The 20,145-nt window shown below is 35.0% G+C and carries 21 protein-coding genes; 4 read left to right on the top strand and 17 right to left on the bottom strand.

Annotated elements, in window-relative coordinates; genetic code table 11:
- Positions 1–67 precede the first annotated feature (67 nt).
- The 6 genes from C1N55_RS08680 to C1N55_RS08655 form a co-directional block, all read right to left on the bottom strand.
- Entirely contained in the window at positions 68–847 is a 780-nt protein-coding gene (locus C1N55_RS08680; protein ID WP_137728452.1) for a hypothetical protein, read from the bottom strand.
- A 1-nt stretch (position 848) separates the two neighbouring features.
- On the bottom strand, positions 849–1,721 hold the full coding sequence (locus C1N55_RS08675) for an ABC transporter ATP-binding protein (RefSeq protein ID WP_137728451.1): 873 nt from the start codon (positions 1,719–1,721) through the stop codon (positions 849–851).
- A complete protein-coding gene (locus C1N55_RS08670) occupies positions 1,718–2,089 on the bottom strand; it encodes a GntR family transcriptional regulator (RefSeq protein ID WP_137728450.1) in 372 nt (123 codons plus the stop codon). The genes C1N55_RS08675 and C1N55_RS08670 overlap by 4 nt, the downstream gene beginning before the upstream one ends.
- Positions 2,090–2,296: 207 nt before the next feature.
- Entirely contained in the window at positions 2,297–4,024 is a 1,728-nt protein-coding gene (locus C1N55_RS08665) for an ABC transporter ATP-binding protein (RefSeq protein ID WP_137728449.1), read from the bottom strand.
- A 25-nt stretch (positions 4,025–4,049) separates the two neighbouring features.
- Positions 4,050–6,512 carry an excinuclease ABC subunit UvrA gene (uvrA, locus tag C1N55_RS08660; RefSeq protein WP_137728448.1) on the bottom strand — a complete coding sequence of 821 codons (2,463 nt, stop codon included), beginning with the start codon at positions 6,510–6,512 and terminating at the stop codon, positions 4,050–4,052.
- A gap of 242 nt (positions 6,513–6,754) precedes the next feature.
- Complete coding sequence (locus tag C1N55_RS08655) at positions 6,755–8,428, bottom strand: formate--tetrahydrofolate ligase (protein WP_137728447.1); 1,674 nt, start codon at positions 8,426–8,428, stop codon at positions 6,755–6,757.
- A gap of 184 nt (positions 8,429–8,612) precedes the next feature.
- Between C1N55_RS08655 and C1N55_RS08650 the strand changes: the two genes are divergently transcribed.
- On the top strand, positions 8,613–8,813 hold the full coding sequence (locus tag C1N55_RS08650; RefSeq protein WP_036203795.1) for a cold-shock protein: 201 nt from the start codon (positions 8,613–8,615) through the stop codon (positions 8,811–8,813).
- A gap of 157 nt (positions 8,814–8,970) precedes the next feature.
- Here the strand turns inward: C1N55_RS08650 and C1N55_RS08645 are convergent, their stop codons facing one another.
- Positions 8,971–10,134 carry a PstS family phosphate ABC transporter substrate-binding protein gene (locus C1N55_RS08645; protein ID WP_137728446.1) on the bottom strand — a complete coding sequence of 388 codons (1,164 nt, stop codon included), beginning with the start codon at positions 10,132–10,134 and terminating at the stop codon, positions 8,971–8,973.
- A 227-nt stretch (positions 10,135–10,361) separates the two neighbouring features.
- Between C1N55_RS08645 and C1N55_RS08640 the strand changes: the two genes are divergently transcribed.
- Positions 10,362–10,961 (top strand): YitT family protein, encoded by a 600-nt coding sequence (locus C1N55_RS08640; RefSeq protein ID WP_137728445.1) that lies wholly within the window; start codon positions 10,362–10,364, stop codon positions 10,959–10,961.
- 21 nt (positions 10,962–10,982) lie between these two features.
- On the opposite strand, the gene C1N55_RS08635 is transcribed toward C1N55_RS08640, so the two are convergent.
- The 5 genes from C1N55_RS08635 to C1N55_RS08615 all read right to left on the bottom strand — a co-directional run bounded on the left by C1N55_RS08635 (position 10,983) and on the right by C1N55_RS08615 (position 13,739).
- Positions 10,983–11,171: a hypothetical protein gene (locus C1N55_RS08635; RefSeq protein ID WP_137728444.1), complete on the bottom strand. Its 189-nt coding sequence runs from the start codon at positions 11,169–11,171 to the stop codon at positions 10,983–10,985.
- Positions 11,168–11,542, bottom strand: coding sequence for a YhjD family protein (locus C1N55_RS08630; RefSeq protein ID WP_168193827.1), 375 nt, complete (start codon positions 11,540–11,542; stop codon positions 11,168–11,170). Before C1N55_RS08630 ends, C1N55_RS08635 begins: the two co-directional genes overlap by 4 nt.
- Before the next feature lie 125 nt (positions 11,543–11,667).
- A complete protein-coding gene (locus tag C1N55_RS08625) occupies positions 11,668–12,420 on the bottom strand; it encodes a VOC family protein (RefSeq protein WP_168193826.1) in 753 nt (250 codons plus the stop codon).
- A gap of 36 nt (positions 12,421–12,456) precedes the next feature.
- A complete protein-coding gene (locus C1N55_RS08620; protein ID WP_137728441.1) occupies positions 12,457–12,948 on the bottom strand; it encodes a YbaK/EbsC family protein in 492 nt (163 codons plus the stop codon).
- 116 nt (positions 12,949–13,064) lie between these two features.
- On the bottom strand, positions 13,065–13,739 hold the full coding sequence (locus C1N55_RS08615; RefSeq protein ID WP_137728440.1) for a phosphopantothenoylcysteine decarboxylase domain-containing protein: 675 nt from the start codon (positions 13,737–13,739) through the stop codon (positions 13,065–13,067).
- 362 nt (positions 13,740–14,101) lie between these two features.
- Here C1N55_RS08615 and C1N55_RS08610 point away from each other — a divergent pair, with 362 nt between their 5' ends.
- Complete coding sequence (locus tag C1N55_RS08610; protein WP_137730596.1) at positions 14,102–15,088, top strand: YecA family protein; 987 nt, start codon at positions 14,102–14,104, stop codon at positions 15,086–15,088.
- Positions 15,089–15,219: 131 nt separating this feature from the next.
- Here the strand turns inward: C1N55_RS08610 and C1N55_RS08605 are convergent, their stop codons facing one another.
- The 3 genes from C1N55_RS08605 to C1N55_RS08595 form a co-directional block, all read right to left on the bottom strand.
- Positions 15,220–15,666 carry a GNAT family N-acetyltransferase gene (locus C1N55_RS08605; RefSeq protein WP_137728439.1) on the bottom strand — a complete coding sequence of 149 codons (447 nt, stop codon included), beginning with the start codon at positions 15,664–15,666 and terminating at the stop codon, positions 15,220–15,222.
- A 121-nt stretch (positions 15,667–15,787) separates the two neighbouring features.
- Complete coding sequence (locus C1N55_RS08600) at positions 15,788–16,549, bottom strand: SDR family oxidoreductase (RefSeq protein WP_137728438.1); 762 nt, start codon at positions 16,547–16,549, stop codon at positions 15,788–15,790.
- A gap of 467 nt (positions 16,550–17,016) precedes the next feature.
- On the bottom strand, positions 17,017–17,211 hold the full coding sequence (locus C1N55_RS08595; protein WP_137728437.1) for a zinc-finger domain-containing protein: 195 nt from the start codon (positions 17,209–17,211) through the stop codon (positions 17,017–17,019).
- Between the two features lie 155 nt (positions 17,212–17,366).
- Here C1N55_RS08595 and C1N55_RS08590 point away from each other — a divergent pair, with 155 nt between their 5' ends.
- The gene (locus tag C1N55_RS08590) at positions 17,367–17,756 is read left to right on the top strand and encodes a ribonuclease HI family protein (protein ID WP_137728436.1); all 390 of its coding nucleotides are present in this window, start codon (positions 17,367–17,369) and stop codon (positions 17,754–17,756) included.
- A gap of 143 nt (positions 17,757–17,899) precedes the next feature.
- Here C1N55_RS08590 and coaW read toward each other — a convergent pair whose 3' ends face one another.
- Positions 17,900–18,739, bottom strand: coding sequence for a type II pantothenate kinase (gene coaW / locus C1N55_RS08585; protein ID WP_137728435.1), 840 nt, complete (start codon positions 18,737–18,739; stop codon positions 17,900–17,902).
- A 269-nt stretch (positions 18,740–19,008) separates the two neighbouring features.
- A complete protein-coding gene (locus C1N55_RS08580) occupies positions 19,009–20,070 on the bottom strand; it encodes a 3'-5' exonuclease (protein WP_168193825.1) in 1,062 nt (353 codons plus the stop codon).
- Positions 20,071–20,145 lie beyond the last annotated feature (75 nt).

Below are 20,145 nucleotides of genomic sequence, written 5' to 3'. Positions count from 1 at the left end.
AAAGAAACTACCCAATTTGGATAGTTTACAATAAAATATGAAATTCTTTCTAAAGTTAGGTATTCTTTTAGAATTTTACTCGCATTCTTTTTGTCAGTTGACGTATGATCCACAAACATAAAGCAATGATGATTAAGATCACCATAATAGAGACTATAGACGGTAATTCAATTGTCAGAGCAAAACTCGGAACATTCAATCCTAAACTTGTGGATAATAAGATATCCTCGGTTTGAATCACTATAAAACCTATGATAATAGACAAAATTCCACCGATAATACCCAGCCTACTAAATGCAGCCCCAATTAACCAACCAGCTACATAATAAGTAAAAATATTTAAAGCAAAAACTAGAATTGCCAATAACCAACTCGAGCTCAGCTCAATATAAGGCGAGAAAATAACTGAAGTTACTAAATCTGCAATAATATGATCATCCGACTCAGTAACCCGATTCTCAAAAGAACCGATAGTAACTTGCAAGTTCAAAAGGTTAATGATTAGTTTAGATATGCTTGTAATAATAGCACTTACTATTGGTATGGAGAGCGCTAGCCCAATCGTTCCAAAAATGGTACCGATGAAGTAATCCTTTCTTGTTACACCATTGCTTACAAAATGAGGTATAAAACCATAGGCTGAAATGATTCCTATAACCAGCATGAATATATTTGAAGCTATAAAAGTAGCGACAAAATAAGTATTCACTTCATTTCCATTTATTGAAGACATAACCGTTTTTATGATTTGAATAATTAACATAATTCCCAAGAAGCCTGACGCCCATATCCCTTGAACGAAAAACATATCGCTCGCTACTTTTGGAAAATTTCTTGGTTGATCCATTTTAGTCCTCCCCCTCTGTTAGATGGATGAATAGATCCTGTAGTGAAATTGGTCCCACTTCAAGTCCCTTAACCTGAGCTTCTTTACGTACAGTTTCACTTATCTCCCCATACACCATAACTGATTTTGTACTCCCTAATTGCTTTGTATTGAGTTGATTCATAGGTTGCACAAAAGAATCTACAATTTCTGCAGAACCAGTAAACGATGCACCTTTTGTAATAAGTGTTTCGTATTCTTCCTGAATAACAAGTTCACCTTTGTTTAATATCAATACCTCATCAAATAAATAGTCCATTTCAGATACTAGATGTGTGGACATAATGATAATACGTGGATGCTCAGATTGGTCTTCCAATAATTCCTGATAGAAGATTTCTCTAGTAGGTGCGTCCATCCCATTGTAGGCCTCATCAAAAATTGTGATTGGCGCACGACTTGCTAACCCAATTGTGACACTTACAGCTGACTGCATTCCTTTTGAAAGTTGCTTCAAGGGTTTATCTTTCGCTAATTTGAATTTTTGAATTAGATGATCGGCATACTCCAGATCAAAATAGGGACGATATCTCCTTACATCTTCCAATGTATTTTTTAAGGTATCCGCTTCCTCTCTAAAATCTTTGTTATACACAAAGTTAACATGCTGCATTATTTTAGCGTTTTCAAATGGATTTTCTCCATTGATAGTAATTGAACCGCTTGATGGTTCACAGAATGAAGCTAACAAAGATAAAAGAGTTGTCTTTCCTGCACCATTTCTCCCTAATAAGCCATATACTTTATTTTCATTTACGGTAAATGTAATATCCTTTAAGGCATCTTGTTTCCGATATTGAAAGGATAGGTTTTTCACTTCTATACGCAAGGTCATACACTTCCTTTGCACTTTTTAATTAGGTCAAATAACTCTTGATCGGTAATTCCTAGCTTATTGGCTTCTTGCACCAGTCCTACTACATAATTTTCTTTAAACGCATCTTTTCTCTTTTGAATAAGTTTTTCTCTTGCCCCTTCGGCAACAAACATCCCAATTCCCCTCTTTTTATAAAGAATTCCTTCTTCTACCAATTGATTGACTCCTTTTGAAACTGTCGCATGGTTAATCTTATAAAAATTCACAAGCTGTGTTGTTGAAGGTGCCTGATCGCCCTCTTTTAACTGATTGTTCACGATTTGGTCCTCCATTTTTTCTCGGATTTGCAAATAAATCGGTTTATCTTGGTCAAAAAAATTACTCAATCGTGTCACCACTTTTCAATATATACTTTTATTGTCCTATAGTTAAACGGTTATATACTTATGTGTATAACCATAACAGCATATTACTCCTGCGTCAATAAATGAACAAGAATTAATTTTATCAACTCGGTTATTTCTTAGAAAAAGCCCATAAAAAATGCCCCAAAAAGCTGCATAGCATCCTTTTGAGACATACAAAGTTTTATATTACGTTAACTGCTGTTCCGCATATTTGCGATATAATTCATGGGATTCCGTTAACTCTGCGTGGGTACCCATCCCAGTTATTCGACCTTTTTCAATAAAGATAATTTTGTCCGCATCAACAATTGTTGAGAGTCGGTGTGCAATGACGAATGTTGTACGGCCTTCCATTAATCTGGATAGAGCTTGTTGGACAACACTTTCCGATTGACTATCTAGACTTGCTGTTGCTTCATCCATCAGTAAGATTTTAGGATCACGCAGAAAGGCTCGTGCTATGGCAATTCTTTGTTTTTGTCCACCTGAAAGCTTCACTCCACGCTCACCTACTTCAGTGTTAAGCCCATTCGAAAAGGAGCGAATAAATTCATCTGCATAGGCCATTTTTGCAACTTCCCAAAGCTGTTCATCTGAAACTTCTTCATCTAATCCATAACAAAGATTATCACGAATCGTTCCTGACATCATGGCACTTTCTTGTGATACATAGCCAATTTGACTTCTCCATGAAGAGAGTGAAATTTCGCTGATTGGTGTATTCCCTACTTTAATGACTCCGGCAGTTGGAATATAGTATCTTTCTAGCATAGCAAAGAGGGTTGTTTTCCCACCACCACTTGGACCTGCAAAGGCAATCATCTCACCCGGTTTTGCCTCAAATGAGACATCTTTAATAACAGGCTCGTCCTCATTATAGGCATAGTAAACATTGGTAACCCGAATTGGTTCATTTTTAATATCCATTTCAACTCCCTCTTGTCCTTCTTCAAGAGGCATTTCTAAAATATTAATAATCCGCTCAGTTGCACCTTTTGCTTTTTGAAGCTGTGTAAAGAACATGGCAAAGGATGTAATAGGGAAAATAATTTGGAATAGATATAATAGAAAAGCAACAAGTGAACCGGTTGTCATCGTTCCTTCTGCCACACGTATACCACCATATCCAATGATTGTTACGATAACAAACATGACTACGGTATACATAAATGGTCCTATTAATGCGAAAATCTTTGCTTCCTTCAATCCATATTGTAAAAGTGAACGAATTCCCTTTTTGCCCTTTTGCTCCTCAAAGTTTTCCGCATTAGAAGATTTCATCAGACGGATTTCACTTATAGTTTGCTGGATATTACCCGAAAACGTAGCAGTTTCATCCTGTAAACCCTTTGATATTTTTGCCATTTTCGATCCTAAAGGAACCATAATAGCCACCGTAATTGGTACTGAGATTAACATGATTAAAGTCATTTTCCAATCCATGACAAACAATATCACGACTGCTCCAATAATGGATATCAATCCTGAAATAAACTGTGGGAAATGTTGCGAGATTAAATCCTTCACAATACCTGTATCGTTAACGATTCGACTAACCGATTCTCCACTTTGCTGAGTATCAAAATAGGATACTGGCAATTTTATCATTTTGAGCCACATATTTTCTCGCATATTAGCAACAACTTTTTGACCAACATACGCAAGTAAATAGGTCGAAACGCCATCAATAACTGCTTGCAGGATAAAGACGCCAACTATAAGAACGATTAAGGTAGTACTAATTTTAGAAAGGGAGAAACCATCAACAAATTCTCTAGTCAGCATAGGGATTGTTAGTCCGACAATCGTTGTAATCAGACTAAAGATTAACCCAAAAGCAAGTGCTGCCTTAGGAATTCCAATAGAAAAGATTAATGATAAAAAAGGTTTGAGACTATTTTTTTGAGTTTCCATTTTTAAAGCTCCTATTTATTTATATTTATAAGTTTAAATATACTCCAGTGTAAGAAGCTTTCTCGGCTGCAATCTGTTCTGGTGTACCTTGTGCTATAATTACCCCTCCTGCATTACCACCTTCTGGACCAAGATCAATGATCCAGTCAGATTCACGTATAATATCACTATTATGTTCAACGACAATCACTGTGTTCCCCACATCGACCAATCGATTCAGCAATAATAGAAGCTGTTTAATATCTCTTGGGTGAAGTCCTGTGGATGGCTCATCTAATACATACAAGGTATGGTCTTTTGTCGGTTTGTTTAATTCCTTCGATAATTTTAGTCGTTGCCCTTCTCCACCAGATAAGGTTGTAAGCGATTGTCCCCATTTTAAATAACCTAGACCAATTTCAATTAATAAACGAATCATCGGAAATATTTTCTTATTATCCTCAAAAATCTCTAGACTTTCTTCAATTGAAAGATCTAAAATTTCGGAAATAGAATATCCTTTATACTTCACTGCTAATATTTCTTCTGTAAACCTTTTTCCATGACATACTGGACATTGTACTTCTAGATCGGGCAAAAAATGCATGTTAATCGTTACAAACCCTAAACCCTGACAATTTTCACATCGACCACCAGGTGTGTTGAACGAAAATTCTTTGGCTTTTAACCCTTTTGACTTTGCTTCTGGTAGACTAGCATATAAATTCCGAACTAGTGTAAAGATATCTGTATAGGTTGCAACATTCGATCGTTGCATACGGCTTAGGGGAGATTGATCGACGGATATTACTCTGGAAATTGACTCAAAACCCGTTATGTTGTCACATCCTTCAATTTTTCCATCATCATATGAGTTTAGTACGTCAAATACTAAAGTTGACTTCCCTGAACCTGAAACACCCGAAACAGATATTAGACAGCCAAGCGGAAACGTTGCCGTAACATTTTTCAAATTATGTTTGTACGCATTGTGAATTGTAATCGTATCCCCAGTGCCCTCTCTACGTTTGAAAACGGCATTTTCTTCTACTCTTAGAAAGGCACCCGTTACCGAAGCTTCTTGTTCAATTAGAGACTCCAAACTACCTTCACCCACTACTTGTCCACCAAAACTTCCTGCGCCCGGGCCCATATCGATAATGTAATCAGCTTCTCGCATCACTTCCACATCATGTTCGATTACGAGTACTGTATTTCCTAAATCTCTTAATTGCTTCATAATTTGAACCAAGCCTTTCGTATCTTTTGGATGAAGTCCAGCTGTTGGTTCATCTAGTATATACAATACGCCAGTCAATCCTGATCCTAGGATGGAAGCTAATCTTAAACGCTGCGCTTCCCCTCCAGAAAGCGTAATCGTTTGTCTGTCAATGGATAAATAACCTAGACCCACATCAATAATCCGAGATACTTTGGTTGTTAAATCATGTAGAAATGTTTCTATTAGGCTACTACTTTCTTGTGGTATATCAGATGCCAGTTGTTTTAACCATCCATATATCTTGTCTAATGAATCGGATGAAACCTCTGTTATGGATCTGCCGCTTACGAACACTTCTCTACTTTCTTTTTTCAACTTTTTCCCTTCGCATTCTGGACAAGTATCTGTATAGAAATAGTCAGCGTCAGAAGAACTCCCCTCTTTATACCTTCTCCACATGGCAGCTAATATGCCTACAAATTTCCCTTTTCCTACCGTTTTAGGTGGCTTTACGTCTGGAAAGTGTACAATGAATTTTTCATCCTCAACACCATATAACAGTAAATCCTTTAATGGTGCAGAATAATCCTTTAACGGTAGTTTTTCATCAAAAGGAATTCCATAGTGCTTTGTAGCTTCTTTGAAGATACCCTTATTATAATCCCCATAAGTTCCTTGCCAATGTGCATGAAGAACTCCTCCATCTTCCATGCTTAAGTCCTCTTGAAAGAGTGAGTCTATGTTAATTTCAACTACTTTTCCTAAACCTCCACAAGAATCACATGCTCCTTCTAACGTATTAAATGAGAAATGTGATCTCGTTAATTTTTCTAATCGCTCATTGCAATGAGGACAATAGATATACTCTTTGAACCCAGTTTCTTCAGTTGTTTCACCTTGAGAAATAGTAGGAGGAATAAGCTCGTGACAATTTGGACATTGTCGTTCACCCAATTTTTCATAAATAAGTCGTAAATACGTGTACATATCCGTAACTGTACCAACTGTAGAACGAGGATTTCGATTTGTCACATGCTGCCCTACACCTATGGAAGGTGAAAGCCCAATAATTCTTTCAACATTCGGCTTGCTCATCCCCTCTGTAGGCATCCCCATAGATTCCATATATTGTCTTTGACATTCCCTTTGTAAAATATCCATTGCTAAGGTCGACTTACCTGAGCCTGATGGTCCTGTTAAAACAACTAGTTTTTGCTTTGGAATCATCAGAGAAACATTTTTCAAATTATTCTCCTTGGCCCCATAGATTTCAATCATATCCTTCATAATCCTCTATTCCTCCTACCTGTATAATCTCGTATTGGAAACATCTACTTTACAATGATACAACATAAATGCCTATTAATTAATGGAACTACTCCGCAAAACATACAATTTATACAATATTTAACATTTTGAGTGAAAAAGTAGTGTTTGACTCCTTCAGTAAGTAAACCAGTATAGAAAAAATCCCTTAAAAATTAGACAAGTGCCTAACTTTTAAGGGACAATACATATCGGTTTAACGATTAAAATAAGCCAAGTGCATGTCCATCTTCAGTTACATCCATACGAAGAGCAGCTGGTTCCTTTGGTAAGCCTGGCATTGTCATGATGTCGCCTGTTAAACAAACGAGGAATCCTGCACCTAACTTAGGAATAACTTCTCGCACAGTAATTCTAAAACCTTCTGGTCGACCTAATTGTTTTGGGTCATCCGATAATGAATATTGCGTTTTAGCCATACAAATAGGGAGATCATCCCATTCCAATTGCTCTATTTGGGCAATTTGTTTTTTCGCTTTTTCTGTAAATTGGACACCTTCGCCACCGTATACTTTTTGAACAACTGTATTGATTTTTTGTTTAATTGACGCATTCGTTTTATAAAGAGGCGTAAAATGATGTGGTTCTTGAAGCACTTCAAGTACTTGCTCAGCAAGTTCAAGTCCACCCTTGCCGCCTTCTTCCCATACATTCGTAAGTGCTATACGGACACCGTTTGCATGAGCCCAATTTAAAATTGTATAAATTTCAGCTTCTGAATCCGTGATAAATCGATTTAATGCTACAACGGGTTCAATACCAAATTGACGAATCGTATCAATATGCTTTTCTAAGTTCGGAATTCCACTATTTAAAGCCGCTACATTTTCTTTTGAAAGCTCGTTTTTTGAAATTCCTCCATGCATCTTTAAAGCGCGAATCGTTGTGACAACAACTACAGCATCCGGAGCAAAACCACCTTGGCGTGCCTTGATATTCATAAATTTCTCTGCACCCAAATCTGCTCCAAAACCAGCTTCTGTCACGACAATATCAGCAAGCTTCCGTGCAGTTTGCGTGGCAATAATCGAATTACACCCATGTGCAATATTAGCAAACGGACCACCATGCACCAGTGCTGGAGTACCCTCTATCGTTTGAACTAAATTCGGTTTAAACGCATCTTTTAACAATAGGGTTAAAGCTCCTTCAACTCCCAAATCACGTACAAATACAGGTTCTTTCATATAAGTGTATCCGATGACAATATTAGCTAGGCGTTCCTTTAAATTTTCTAAGCTTGTTGCTAGGCAAAAGATGGCCATAATTTCAGACGCTACCGTAATATCAAAGCCATCTTCACGTGGCACACCTTGCACTGGACCACCTAACCCCACAACGATGTTACGCAAGGCACGGTCGTTTATGTCTAATACCCTCTTCCAAGTAATTCGTCTTGGATCAATTTGAAGCTCGTTTCCTTGATGTATATGATTATCAATGAGAGCAGCTAGGGCATTATTTGCAGTCGTTATACTGTGCAAGTCTCCCGTAAAATGTAGATTGATATCTTCCATCGGTACAACTTGTGAGTAGCCGCCACCGGTTGCACCACCCTTGATCCCCATTACCGGCCCTAGCGAAGGTTCTCGTAATGCTACGATTACTTTCTGCTGTAATTGCTTTAAAGCATCTGAAAGGCCAACAGTAATTGTCGACTTTCCTTCACCTGCTGGGGTTGGACTTGTTGCTGTAACAAGAACTACTTTCCCATTTGTACTTCCTGAAATTTTCGTACTATCAATTTTTGCTTTATATTTGCCGTATTGTTCGATTGCATCGAGTGGGATTTGAGCAGACTGTGCAATCTCCGTTATCGGCTTCATCTTCGTTTGACTTGCAATTTGTAAATCAGATAATGGTTTTGTTGTTGTCATATTCTCTGCCTACTTTCTCTCTATGTCTAGATTAATTATAAACTTATTATGACAAACAAAAAGGACAAGTTATCTAGATAAAATGTCAAAATGTTGACACTATTATAACAATCATGTATATTTTAATTCGGAATAGCTTCATATTAATACATGCCGAACTACGAAATAGGAGGAGAACGCCTCTATGCACCAAGGAAAAGTGAAATGGTTCAATAATGAAAAGGGCTATGGTTTCATTGAATGCAACGATGGTGAAGACGTTTTCGTTCACTTCACTGGCATACAAGAAGAAGGATTTAGAACGTTAGATGAGGGACAACCTGTGTCGTTTGATATTGTAGAAGGAAATCGCGGTCCCCAAGCCTCAAATGTTGTAAAACTATAAGTTGGTGCCAGTCAGACATACAAGTAAGACTGGTTTTTTTATTTTTAAAACATTACTACTTAAAATGAAGTATCGATTAATCGATACTTCATTTTTATATGAGAGAAATAGTATGAAGAATCAATGACTACAGCACGAAATAAATTGGTGGATTTTTCTACTCAAGAAGTGGAACATAACCAACCTTTTCAACAAGTTCTTGTCCTTCTGGGGATAAGATCCAGTCAATCAGTTTTTCTACGTTTTGGTTTTCTGTTCCAGCTGTAACAATGTAGAATTCCGAAGCAATTGGATAACTATTATTTCGGATATTCGCTTTTGTAGGAGGAACCCCATCAATCTCAAGTAATTTTATTTTGTTATTTTGGACCATTCCAGTCGAGTAAAAACGAAAAGTATAGCCTATAGCATTTTTATAGTTTTTATATTGTGATACTTCGCTTATAATGCCTCCCATCCCAGTTGCAACATCTTCAGTCGGTGCTTCCATTATTGGCGTTTCTTCCATAAATGCTTGCAAGGCAGACTGGGAACCACTATCTTCAGGTCGCTGAAATGCACGAATACTGTCATTTCCTCCCCCAACTTCTTCCCAATTGGTGATTTCTCCAGAATAAATACCTTTTAACTGTTCACTTGATAAGCCATTAATGTCATTCTTTTTATTCACAAAGAATACAAAGGCTTCTCTTCCAATTGGAGTTAATTTTAAATCTAGTCCAAGCCCCTCTGCACGGTTTAGTTGTGCCTTCGAGGGTGCCGCTGCGAAAATCATATCAACATTTCCTTCGAATAAATTCGTATAGGCATTTGGAGTTGTGCTCACAATCACTTCACTATTATGTAAATCATATTCTTTATCTGGATAAGTAGCTTGAACAACTGATGAGTATAAAGGATATAATGCGGTTGCCCCATCAATTCTAGGCAGGTTTTCTTTAATTTGTAATGAAGATGGTTCGCTTAAAGTGGCAAGCTTAGTGTTGTTTGAAAAAGGCATGTATTCATAAATATCCACCTCAGAATCTACGGTACCCAATTGGTTTTTATACCCTTCCTGTATAGGCTTTATAAATCCCAGTCCTAAGGCTATAAATGCGATTGTAAAAAATACTACTTTCCCTTTTTTCATTTTAAACAATTGGAATAAATTATAGATAAAGGTTAAAAACAATAGAATTGCTACTGCGAGTATAAGCCCAATATATTGAATTTCCCCCATAATCAAAGTGTACATTGCAGCTATACCTGTAAAAAATGTAATGCCAATAAATATAAAAATAGACATAAATATTAGCTCCAAAACTGATCGCTTTTGCACGTTTCAAACCTCCTTCCATCTACTTACTTCGATTTATATGAGGGAAATTCCTTTTTTACAATAACTCTTAATTTGAAATGTCCTTTTAACCTTCTTCAATTTCATATTTTCAATTATTTAAACAGAGTACGTATCTTATTCATGAAGAACTCATAAATTTGATATAGGCATTGGAAAGTTAAAATATTTTAACTTTTCCTCCTACTATACATAAGAGGGGAACTTATTTGAGATCAAAAAAGCTCTATAAAATTTATATTTACGACCTACTTCAAAAAATTCCATGGATTATTGCAGGTGCTTTTATGGCTGCTATTAGTCTCGAAGTAATTCTAATTCCGAATGGGTTGATTGATGGAGGAATAACTGGTGTATCGATGATGCTCTCGGAAGTACTTGGGTTATCATTAAGTGCTCTTCTATTTATACTGAATATCCCTTTTATTTTGCTAGGCTATATTCACTTAGGAAAGCGCTTCGCTTTCTGTACCATGTTAGGAATCGTTGCATTAACTGTCTCAACTGGAATTTTGGACGTATTTCCACCCTTCCTATATGGAAATTCTATATTATTGATTTTCATAGGTGCTATTCTACTTGGGATGGGCATTGGTATTGTCCTTCGGAACGGTGGAGCATTGGATGGGACTGACGTGCTAGCAATTCTAATTTCCAGTAGAACTTCTTATTCAGTTGGCGAATCTATTTTTATCATAAATATCTTTATATTTATTTTTGCTTTTCTTCTATTCGGATTGATGGGTGCGATCATTTCGATCATTACATATTTTATTGCAACAATCGTTGTCGATGTGGTTAGGACCTAGATACTATAATTCATAAAGAAATTAGAGATTATGCTGGGAATGCCTTCTTTTTAGGGATTTCTGCAATTCATTCTTTCCTTTTAAAGTTAGTAGATGTAATGCAAATTTAATTTCTTCTTGGGATTTCTTTTCAAGAATAGGCAATATTTCTGCCATTAACTTTTTCCGTTCCACCTCAGAAAGGCGGTCATTTTTTTCATCATTATTCATGGTGACACTTCCCCAGAAACTTCTTTTATTAACAAGTTAATTTTTCGCTCTACTTGCTCTTTCAGTATTTCACCATGGTACTTTAAGGGTATGATTTTCCCCCGATAATTGAAGCTGTATAGACATTCATTTTGATTAAAACATTGATACTTTTCATAGGTTACACCCTTTTTATATAGTAATTTTGATACTTTATTAAATTCCTCTTTCAACATTTCTAACTGCTGTGTACAAAAAGATAAATATGGTCGTTTCACTTTAAATGATTCAAATAATTTCTGGTCGTGTTTGACGGACTTAATCGCTAACTCTAAAATGACATACAAATGGATCATTGGTTTTATTTCATTCGGTAAATCCATTTCGATCACTCACTTTCCCCAACAACTAGTTAATTTAAATTCATTATACGAACATTTGTTCTTAATTTCAAGAGCAATCATAAAAAAAGAACATGCTCTGAGAAAATACTCAAACCATGTTCTTATACTAGCGTTTATTTATTGAAGAGATATTTCGCTCCCTCTAACACTACTTCTAGTTTTTCCATTCCACCATGAATGGAAATTTGAGAGATTTTATTTTCCCCTGCAGATTTTTTAAAGGTTAATATACAGTTCGGGGTTTTTACCATTTTTGCAATGTCTGTACCTTCTACCTCAAAATCAAAAGCTCTTCCCCACTCCGTTGCAATCGTTAAATCTTCAACCTCAAATTCGATTGCTTTGATCTGTAGGTTACCAAGTGGATGAGGTTTAATTGTACCTGACTCAGTAAGATCTTTTAAGCGCTCATTGTCATTTCCTTCCCATTGAATGATGAATGGGAATTCAAGACTTTGACCTTGTTTTCCAAAGTGAAGCAGCTTCCATTTCAAAACAGAACCGTCTGGTCGTGTTCTGGAAAAATTATCTGGTCCATATACTTCATAGCCTAATGAGCTTAGTTTTTCTGCATCCTCTTCAATCGAAGTTGATCGCATAGCTAAACGAACTACTCCATTTTGAAATTGTTTCAATTTATATGTTTCATGTAAAGTGAAAGGTTTGGAAGCTGCTTCTTCAAATAAAGCCTCGTTGAAAATCCCGATAAATTCGATATAAGATAAGCCAAAGTAACATAATGAGTTATATGTTCCCCACATTTCATGCTTACCACCATTAACAGTATGTAACCCAATTTCTCTGGTTTTTTCTACAAGTTGTTCGGGTTTTTCCACAAAATGAACAAGATGATCAAATAAATACAATGAATCTTCTCCTCCCTCTATCGTTTATTGCTAAATTTAGCTTGTGCTGACTGCGGCATCCCAGTCTTTGCTGACATCTATCCAAAGAACGGCTCCCGAATATTGTTCTAGCTCATCACAAGTTAATTTTATAGCGGAATTGACGCTTCCACAGGCTGGAAAAACAGTTTTAAAGCGTTTCATGGAAATATCTAAATATACCTTTAAATCTTTTGCTAAACCAAATGGACAAACCCCTCCGATGACATGCCCAGTTTGCTCTACTACTTCCTCTGCCATCAACATTTTTGCTTTTACATCAAACTGAGAACGGAATTTTTTATTATCAATTTTAGCATCTCCTGCTGTTACAACTAAAAATGCGTGACCTTCCTTATCTTTAAAGGACAGGGTTTTCGCTATTTTTGCAGGAATTACATTAAGAGCATTAGCTGCTTGTTCAACTGTAGCACTAATTTGGTCAAATTCTAATATATCTTGTTCACGATTAAATTTTTTCAAATGTTCTTTTACACTTTGCAATGACATACCCTTCCAATCCTTCCATTCTATTTACATTTCATTATACACAGAAAAAAAAGTATAAAGTAAGAATCCTGTTATTCTATAGAAAAAAGACTGGAGGAATCCAGTCTTTTCAACTCTTATCTGCTCGCTAATATCTCTACTAACTTACTTGCTGTTTTTTCTTTTCCTTCTACTTTCAAAACCTCACCATCCTGAGCAACGATGAAATGCGGCTCGTCCATTCCATAAAGCGATTTCGAGCTGTTGGCAACCATTAGCTCAGCCTTTGATGATTCCATACGTAATTTAGCTCGACTAATTAGATAATCAACATCTTCTGTCGCTTCCAATTTAAAACCAATTAGTGTTGTATGAGGTGACCATCCTTTAATCTGGCCTAATATTTTCGGTGCTTTTTTAAAATGAATGACAGGGGGCTCATCTGAAGGCATTTTCCCTTTTTCCTCCAAAAGATTACCTGATTGATCGTATACCTTATCAATAATCCAATCGGATCCTGCAGCCGCCATGATGAGATAGTCGACAAATTCATTTTGGACGATCGACTGTATTTTAGCCCCCAAATCTTCAATACCCTCAAACATCACTAATCGCATTTCATCTGCGTTTTGTGGAAGTTTGGCAAAATAGCCATGTAAATATATCACTTCTGCCCCAGCAGCTAATGCAGCCTCTCCAAGAAAGCAACCCATCGCTCCTTTAGATAAATTCGTATGGCCACGCACATTATCCCATTTTTCTAATGTACCACCACTTGTAATTAAAACCTTTTTGCCATTTAATGTATTCATTCTAATCACCTATTTTAATCGATATTTGAATATCACCATTATATATTAAGAATTACCAATAAAGTTATTATTAAGGTTAAAAAAGTATAGAAGTAGCAAATCTCTTACTAATAGATTTCCAATAGAATACCTCTATTTCACTTTCTAATATAAAATAATTCTATTAAATTTGCATTTTCAATTCTATTTACGATTTTCGAAACATATAAAATAAATATATTTCCGATATTTCTAATAGTTTAAAATAAACTATTATTTTTCATCGGAAAATAAAGTCGTTATTATTATAATTGGATAGTAATATCGAATTAGCTTATTCATTTAAACATTCATCTAGAATTAATGAAAAGGAAGTGTTGTTCATGGTAGGACGCAATGACCCATGCCCATGTGGAAGTGGGAAAAAATACAAAAAATGTTGTGAAGGAAGGCAGCAAGTTACGACTGAAAAAGTATTTTTAGACGAAATCGAACTTGTCCTTCAAACATTTTATAACGTATACCCTGAAAAGAAAGATATTAAAGATTATATCAATCTAGTAAACGAATGGTTACCTAAACTAGAATCCCACTTACAACGTGAATTAATCGAAGCGGTTGCACTTGATGACTTCTTCTTCCATAAACGGTCTGATATCTGGGAAAACTATTTAAAGCGAACAATGAAAAAAATGATACGTCCGAAAATGGTGGATCTCTTAAATAGCTGGAACCAACCAACATTATTTGTCGGGGAAGTTTCTGAAATTGGGGAAAACTACTTTAAAGCAGTCCATACTTTAACTAAGGAAGAACTTTTTATTCGTCGAGAATCAAACCGCGTAATTCCTGAAGGTATGCAAGTATTTTCTTTCTTGCTTCCTGATGGCTCTGAAAAAGCAAATCATTATTTGGCAGTCTCTACATTAATTTTCTTCCCAACAAATTACAAGCAAGCATTTGAAAATTTTGCTAGTCAATTTACTTCTGCAAATAGCTCAGTTGAACAATATTTACAAGACAATCATTTAAATTTCTGGATTGGCTTAGTAGATTCAGGCTATAGTGGGGAAGAATATACATCATTTGAGATTGAGGTAGTGGATCTTGCAAAGCAATTCTTGAAAGAAAAAAATGTGGAAGCACCTCAATTACTTGTTGTGCTCGAGGATTACTTAGTTGAGCAAAAACCTAAGGCCAGAAAACCAGCCGCTATTGCTGCAGGTGCTATCCGTTTTGCTCAAGAAAGAGATCTATTAAACGGAACTACTTTCACCGTTAAGGAAATTGCGGAGAACTTTAGTGTTTCTGCTTCTTCCCTGAACAAATATTATCAAGAACTTTTAGAATATGATGCTGTATTAGCATAATAACAACCAACCCCGCTCAATTTTATTTTGAGAGGGGTTGGTTTATTATCAAATATAACTGCTTCAAATCTAAATAATCTTGGGTAAGTAATTCGTCTTAAAAATTATTCTTCAATTTTTTTAAGTATTGTTTACAAAATCCATTCATATTGAACATCCGGTAAATTTTCTTCATTCTCATGTCCTCTACCAATGATTTTAAACCCATTCTTTTCGTAAAATCGTTGTGCCTTTGTATTTACTTCAAATGTGTGTAAGGTTAGTCTCCCACTGGATTGTTCTTTTGCTTTGTCAAGTAATACTTGACCTACCCCTCTACCTTGATAATTAACATGAATATAGAGTTGGCTTATCTCTCTTTCATTATAGGCAATCATGCCAACTATTTTTTCATCTATAATCGCTAAATCTATTTGATATTGTTTAGTTAATATATTATTTAGGAAAAATATGTGATTATCAATAGTATGAATTTCTTTCTGACCAATCGCTCGTTCCTTACTTTCTCGCCACATTTTGACTGTCTGTTCAGCATGTATAGAATTATAATGGGTTATTATTATTTTGTCTTTGTTCACTACAATACCCCTTTCTATATATATTTTGTGGGTTTTAAATGGTTAAATATCAAGATAGCTGGAGATTAAAAAATCTAATGACTAACGCAATAGTTGCCACACGTTTATTCCATTGGCAAACTTAAGCCAATCTATTCCGTAGATATTCTTCAAATGTGACTTTTCCAATTTTTCGCTTTGAATTTGTATTTTTCCCTTCTACCAATGATCTAAATAATTTACCTGGTACAGAGATATTTAAAACGCCATTTGTTTCATTGTTAATCTTTATTTTCAGCTCAGCCATTTCTTTTAAAGTCATTATTTCTGGTCCACAAAAATCATCTACTTTTCCTTGAGGACCTTTCTCAATTAATTCTATTATATGACTCGCATATTCATCAACATCCACACTTTGAAACTTCAAACTACCAGGGATGACATATCTTTTTAAAATTGGTCTTGAAATTAGTAAACTCTCAACAAAACTATGAAATTGAGTTGCACGTGTAATTGTATGTGGAATAGAACTGTTCATTAATAATTGTTCTGCTTCGAATTTTAGTTTGTAATATTTATATGGTATTTCCTCAATTCCTACAATGGAAGGATAGATAAAATGATTTATGTGGCGTAATTTACTCAGAAAGTTTTCAAATCCTGTAATTTCGATATTTTTAGAATTTTTTATCGGACTGGTTGCTGCATGTATTACTACCTCTACATCTTGTACCGCATCTTCTATACCGTCTCCAGATAATAGATCGCTATAAATCCATGTAAACCCATCAATTCCTTCAGGTTTTTTTCTAGAGGTTATTTTAACTTGATAATTCTTTCCTTTCAGTTGTTTCAACAAAGCTGACCCTAATTTTCCAGTGGAACCAGTAACCAACACTCTCATTTTTAACACTCCAATTCTAATGGATAGCTTTTCTATTGTAATATTCCAATGTTGATTACTTTATTCAACTTAGGTGCTCTTATTTTATCGCTCCCTAATATCATTACAGGTTAAATGAAAGTATAGTGTTATGGAGTAATTTTAGGTAAAAAAAAGGGATGCATCGAAATGCATCCCTTTTTCTACCCTATGTAAATAGGGTTTAGAAGATAATCTTCTATGGTAACCAACCATTGTATATTATTAACCCTCATCGGATAAATCATTCATAATAAAGCACTTTTCCTAAAACAGATAAATGATTAAGAAGTATGAGTGCTAATACTTACATGCTTAATATTATCATAAAATAATATTCTAAACAAATAATTATTAAAAAACGAAACCTTTATCATACGTTTTTTCCTAAGGCATTACCTATCTCATTCAAAATTTCGAAATAAAACATAGGTAATAAGCATTATACATTACCGTTTTTCATATATTTTCAACAATTCTTGCCCAAGAAATTGTAACTGTTCCCCAACAGTACATTGTTCAATACAAAATCTGTGAGCACCTGATTTGCCGCGATTTTTGCGTAAATCCCCTTTAATGGGACAGTCGTTGCAATAAGTGTCTGTTAATTCATCAATATCTTTTATAACTGTATTTTTATTCACAATACTCCCCCTTTATATGAGCATTCCCTTATTTTACTACTTCGCTTTTTCTTTTGTCAAAGTGACCACGCTAAGTATTGAATTACTTATTTTTAATTTAATAAGATATAATATGGTTAAATTGAAATAATTCATTCGAAAAAGTGGGGATCTTATTGTTAGAAGTTTATATTGATGGTGCAAGTGCTGGTAATCCTGGACCAAGTGGTATCGGCATTTTCATAAAAGGTGAAGGTCATACTATAAAAATTAGTGAATTTATTGGTGAAACAAACAATCACATTGCTGAATTTATGGCTTTGATCCGTGCATTAGAGGAAGTAAAAAAAATCGGCTCTTCCCTAATCTCCGTAAGATCTGATTCTAAGATTGTTGTGGCCTCAGTTGAAAAAAAATATGTGAAAAATGAAGAATATAAGCCATACTTAGAAAAAGCAATACAACTTATCGAAACTATTGATATGTTTTTTATTAAATGGATTCCTGATAATCAAAATAAAGCAGCAGATGCCTTAGCTAGGGAAGCTATTTTAAAAGGAAAATAAATATCACCTTATCTTGAGCTATACTTTACCCTACCTATTTAAATAAAGTTTATTGTTATATGCTATGCAATCAAACTTAATCTGTATAATACAATTAAAAAAGGAATGTCTTAATCCCTTGCGGGTTTAGACATTCCGAATATTTAATTGGTTTTTGAAAGTTCTACTTTATACAATAAAGCACCAATCGCTCCTGTAAATCCACAATCATTCAAGAAAATCGGTTGATGTTTTTTCAGTATTGTATAGTTGGCAATGACCTGTTTCAAATGTTCATTATTTGTTAAAGTTGAGCCTATGTAGATGATTCCTTCACATTTTTTTTCTTCAGCAAATTGGATACTTAACGTGGTAATAACCTCACCAACTAATCCTTGAATAGTTGCTAAAAGGTCATTGGTTTCATGTTTTTTACTTTTTAATATGTTAACGTTTCCAAAATTACTAGCTGTCAAATGGCCCTCAATCGGTGGTTCCATTCCTTTAAAAATATCTTTTACGAATAAATCAATTCCTTCACGACTCCCAATGGAAGCATTTGCGGTAATTCTTTCAAAATCTGAAATTCCAGTCATTATTGTCGATAGGCCTGTTAAAGTTCCACCACCGACACCAGTTCCACCAACACGAACATGACTATCTCCATCCATATAATGAATTGAAGTTCCTGTCCCAATGTTGGTAATAACGGCATTTTCAAAATGATGACTATTTTTCTCCAACAAATACTTAACACCTTTAAAAGTTGCTTCAAATTCAACTAAATATTGAATTGATTTCATCGTTTTTAATACGTCTAAAAGCTGTTTCGTGCGTCCTCCAGTTAAACCGATTTCTTCGATATGTGGACGATTTTCTATCCAAGCTTTCACTTGCGAAAAATCATTTGAAGGAAATACTATAAAATCCATTTCACTTTGTTCATTGATATAAGCTATTTTAGTTAAAGTTCCCCCTGCATCAATACCTATTACATTTTGCATAACCCTTTTCTCCTTTGACCCCACATTAACTTGCATTAGACCTCAATAAAGAATATTGGGGTTAACTACAATTAAATGTCTGCTTGTTCAACTGACCAAACAAATAGGATGCCCCATTTGCTTGGTAGCTTCACTGTATATCTCCCTCATTAAACTTTAACTTTCTTTGATTTATCGTGCAATTATTTTATCCTAAAATCCAAACCCCTTAAGTACCAGAAATTTTATATACGTGACATACAATACTAATAAGTTGAAAGCCCCGAATATTAAATATGTATTTCTTCTTTTTGAAAAAGTAATCTTTTTTCAAATTCACCCACGATGTTAGCTTCGTATCTTTTTAGCAAGCTATAAAGTTTAGTTTCGTACAAAGGAATTGTCTGGCTATTCAGTGTAAATTCGTTTACAGCTTCTTCTGTATATAATATTTGTTGTAATGTCATGGCTTCCAATTTAGGGAAGACCGCATTGTGCAATCGATTAATCTTTGAAAGCTGCTTTAGTCCACTTCGTGTAATTAGAACTTTATGCTCCAAATCTGAAATTATATTCTTTAAAAATACTTCTACCTCACTACTTGGATGTATTATCGTTCGTTGCACAGTTTCAGTTACACCTTCTGCTATTTCACGCTGTTCTTCTTTTGTTTCATATGCCAATTGCTTATTGATTGTCTGAACAGAATGAATGTCAACGGATCCAGAAGAGGCGATTTCACCAACAACATAAGTTAAATATAAATCATATTCATCTTCCTGTTGTCTAAATTCACTGAGTATTAATCCAAATTCGTTCGTTTGCTGTTTTTCAATTAATAGGTCTCCATTAATTTCTTTAAAAATATTAAATAAACTAATCGCATCTGCTAAAGCGCGATGCTGGATATTTGTTTCAATCTCATATTTCTCCAATAATTTTGAAAGACTCGGCTGTTCCTTGAGTTTGTTTTCGATCATATATTTTTGCTGAAAATCAACAAAGGGATAGAGGAAATCCAAGCCCACATTAAGTCGTAGCAATTCATCTTCCAGCACTTTACGGTCAAACTCTCCAAAGGCAACTAGAATCGAATTTCCTTCACACCACTTGATAAATTTCGGCATTACTTCTTTTATAGAGGGAGCCCGCAATAATTCCTCAGTTGAGATCCCTGTTAGTTTTTGAATATGAGCATTTAATTTTCGAAATTTATATGGTTGAATAAGCTGCGAAAATTCTTCAATTGTTCCATCTGGTAACCATTTGATGGCTCCAATTTCAATAATGTTTTGTTTACCACGTATCAATGTAGCTTCTACATCGACAAATATGTAAGTATATTTACGCACCATCATTCCACCTTAACTGTTCAAACAGGATGATTCCTGTCTTATTGTAAATTCTAAGAAGTGTTGTTTTTAAAA

Origin of the sequence: Lysinibacillus sp. SGAir0095 (assembly GCF_005491425.1) — a bacterium.
GTDB lineage: Bacteria > Bacillota > Bacilli > Bacillales_A > Planococcaceae > Ureibacillus.
The sequence above is the reverse complement of the archived record's forward strand: the minus strand, read 5'-3'. Positions and strand labels throughout refer to the sequence as shown.

Bases quoted from the DNA above. Each gene is read 5' to 3' on its own strand.
- C1N55_RS08680 (WP_137728452.1), bottom strand. From the start codon at position 847: ATGGATCAACCAAGAAATTTTCCAAAAGTAGCGAGCGATATGTTTTTC.
- C1N55_RS08675 (WP_137728451.1), bottom strand. From the start codon at position 1,721: ATGACCTTGCGTATAGAAGTGAAAAACCTATCCTTTCAATATCGGAAA.
- C1N55_RS08665 (WP_137728449.1), bottom strand. From the start codon at position 4,024: ATGGAAACTCAAAAAAATAGTCTCAAACCTTTTTTATCATTAATCTTT.
- uvrA (WP_137728448.1), bottom strand. From the start codon at position 6,512: ATGAAGGATATGATTGAAATCTATGGGGCCAAGGAGAATAATTTGAAA.
- C1N55_RS08655 (WP_137728447.1), bottom strand. From the start codon at position 8,428: ATGACAACAACAAAACCATTATCTGATTTACAAATTGCAAGTCAAACG.
- C1N55_RS08650 (WP_036203795.1), top strand. From the start codon at position 8,613: ATGCACCAAGGAAAAGTGAAATGGTTCAATAATGAAAAGGGCTATGGT.
- C1N55_RS08635 (WP_137728444.1), bottom strand. From the start codon at position 11,171: ATGAATAATGATGAAAAAAATGACCGCCTTTCTGAGGTGGAACGGAAA.
- C1N55_RS08620 (WP_137728441.1), bottom strand. From the start codon at position 12,948: ATGTCATTGCAAAGTGTAAAAGAACATTTGAAAAAATTTAATCGTGAA.
- C1N55_RS08615 (WP_137728440.1), bottom strand. From the start codon at position 13,739: ATGAATACATTAAATGGCAAAAAGGTTTTAATTACAAGTGGTGGTACA.
- C1N55_RS08610 (WP_137730596.1), top strand. From the start codon at position 14,102: ATGGTAGGACGCAATGACCCATGCCCATGTGGAAGTGGGAAAAAATAC.
- C1N55_RS08600 (WP_137728438.1), bottom strand. From the start codon at position 16,549: ATGAGAGTGTTGGTTACTGGTTCCACTGGAAAATTAGGGTCAGCTTTG.
- coaW (WP_137728435.1), bottom strand. From the start codon at position 18,739: ATGCAAAATGTAATAGGTATTGATGCAGGGGGAACTTTAACTAAAATA.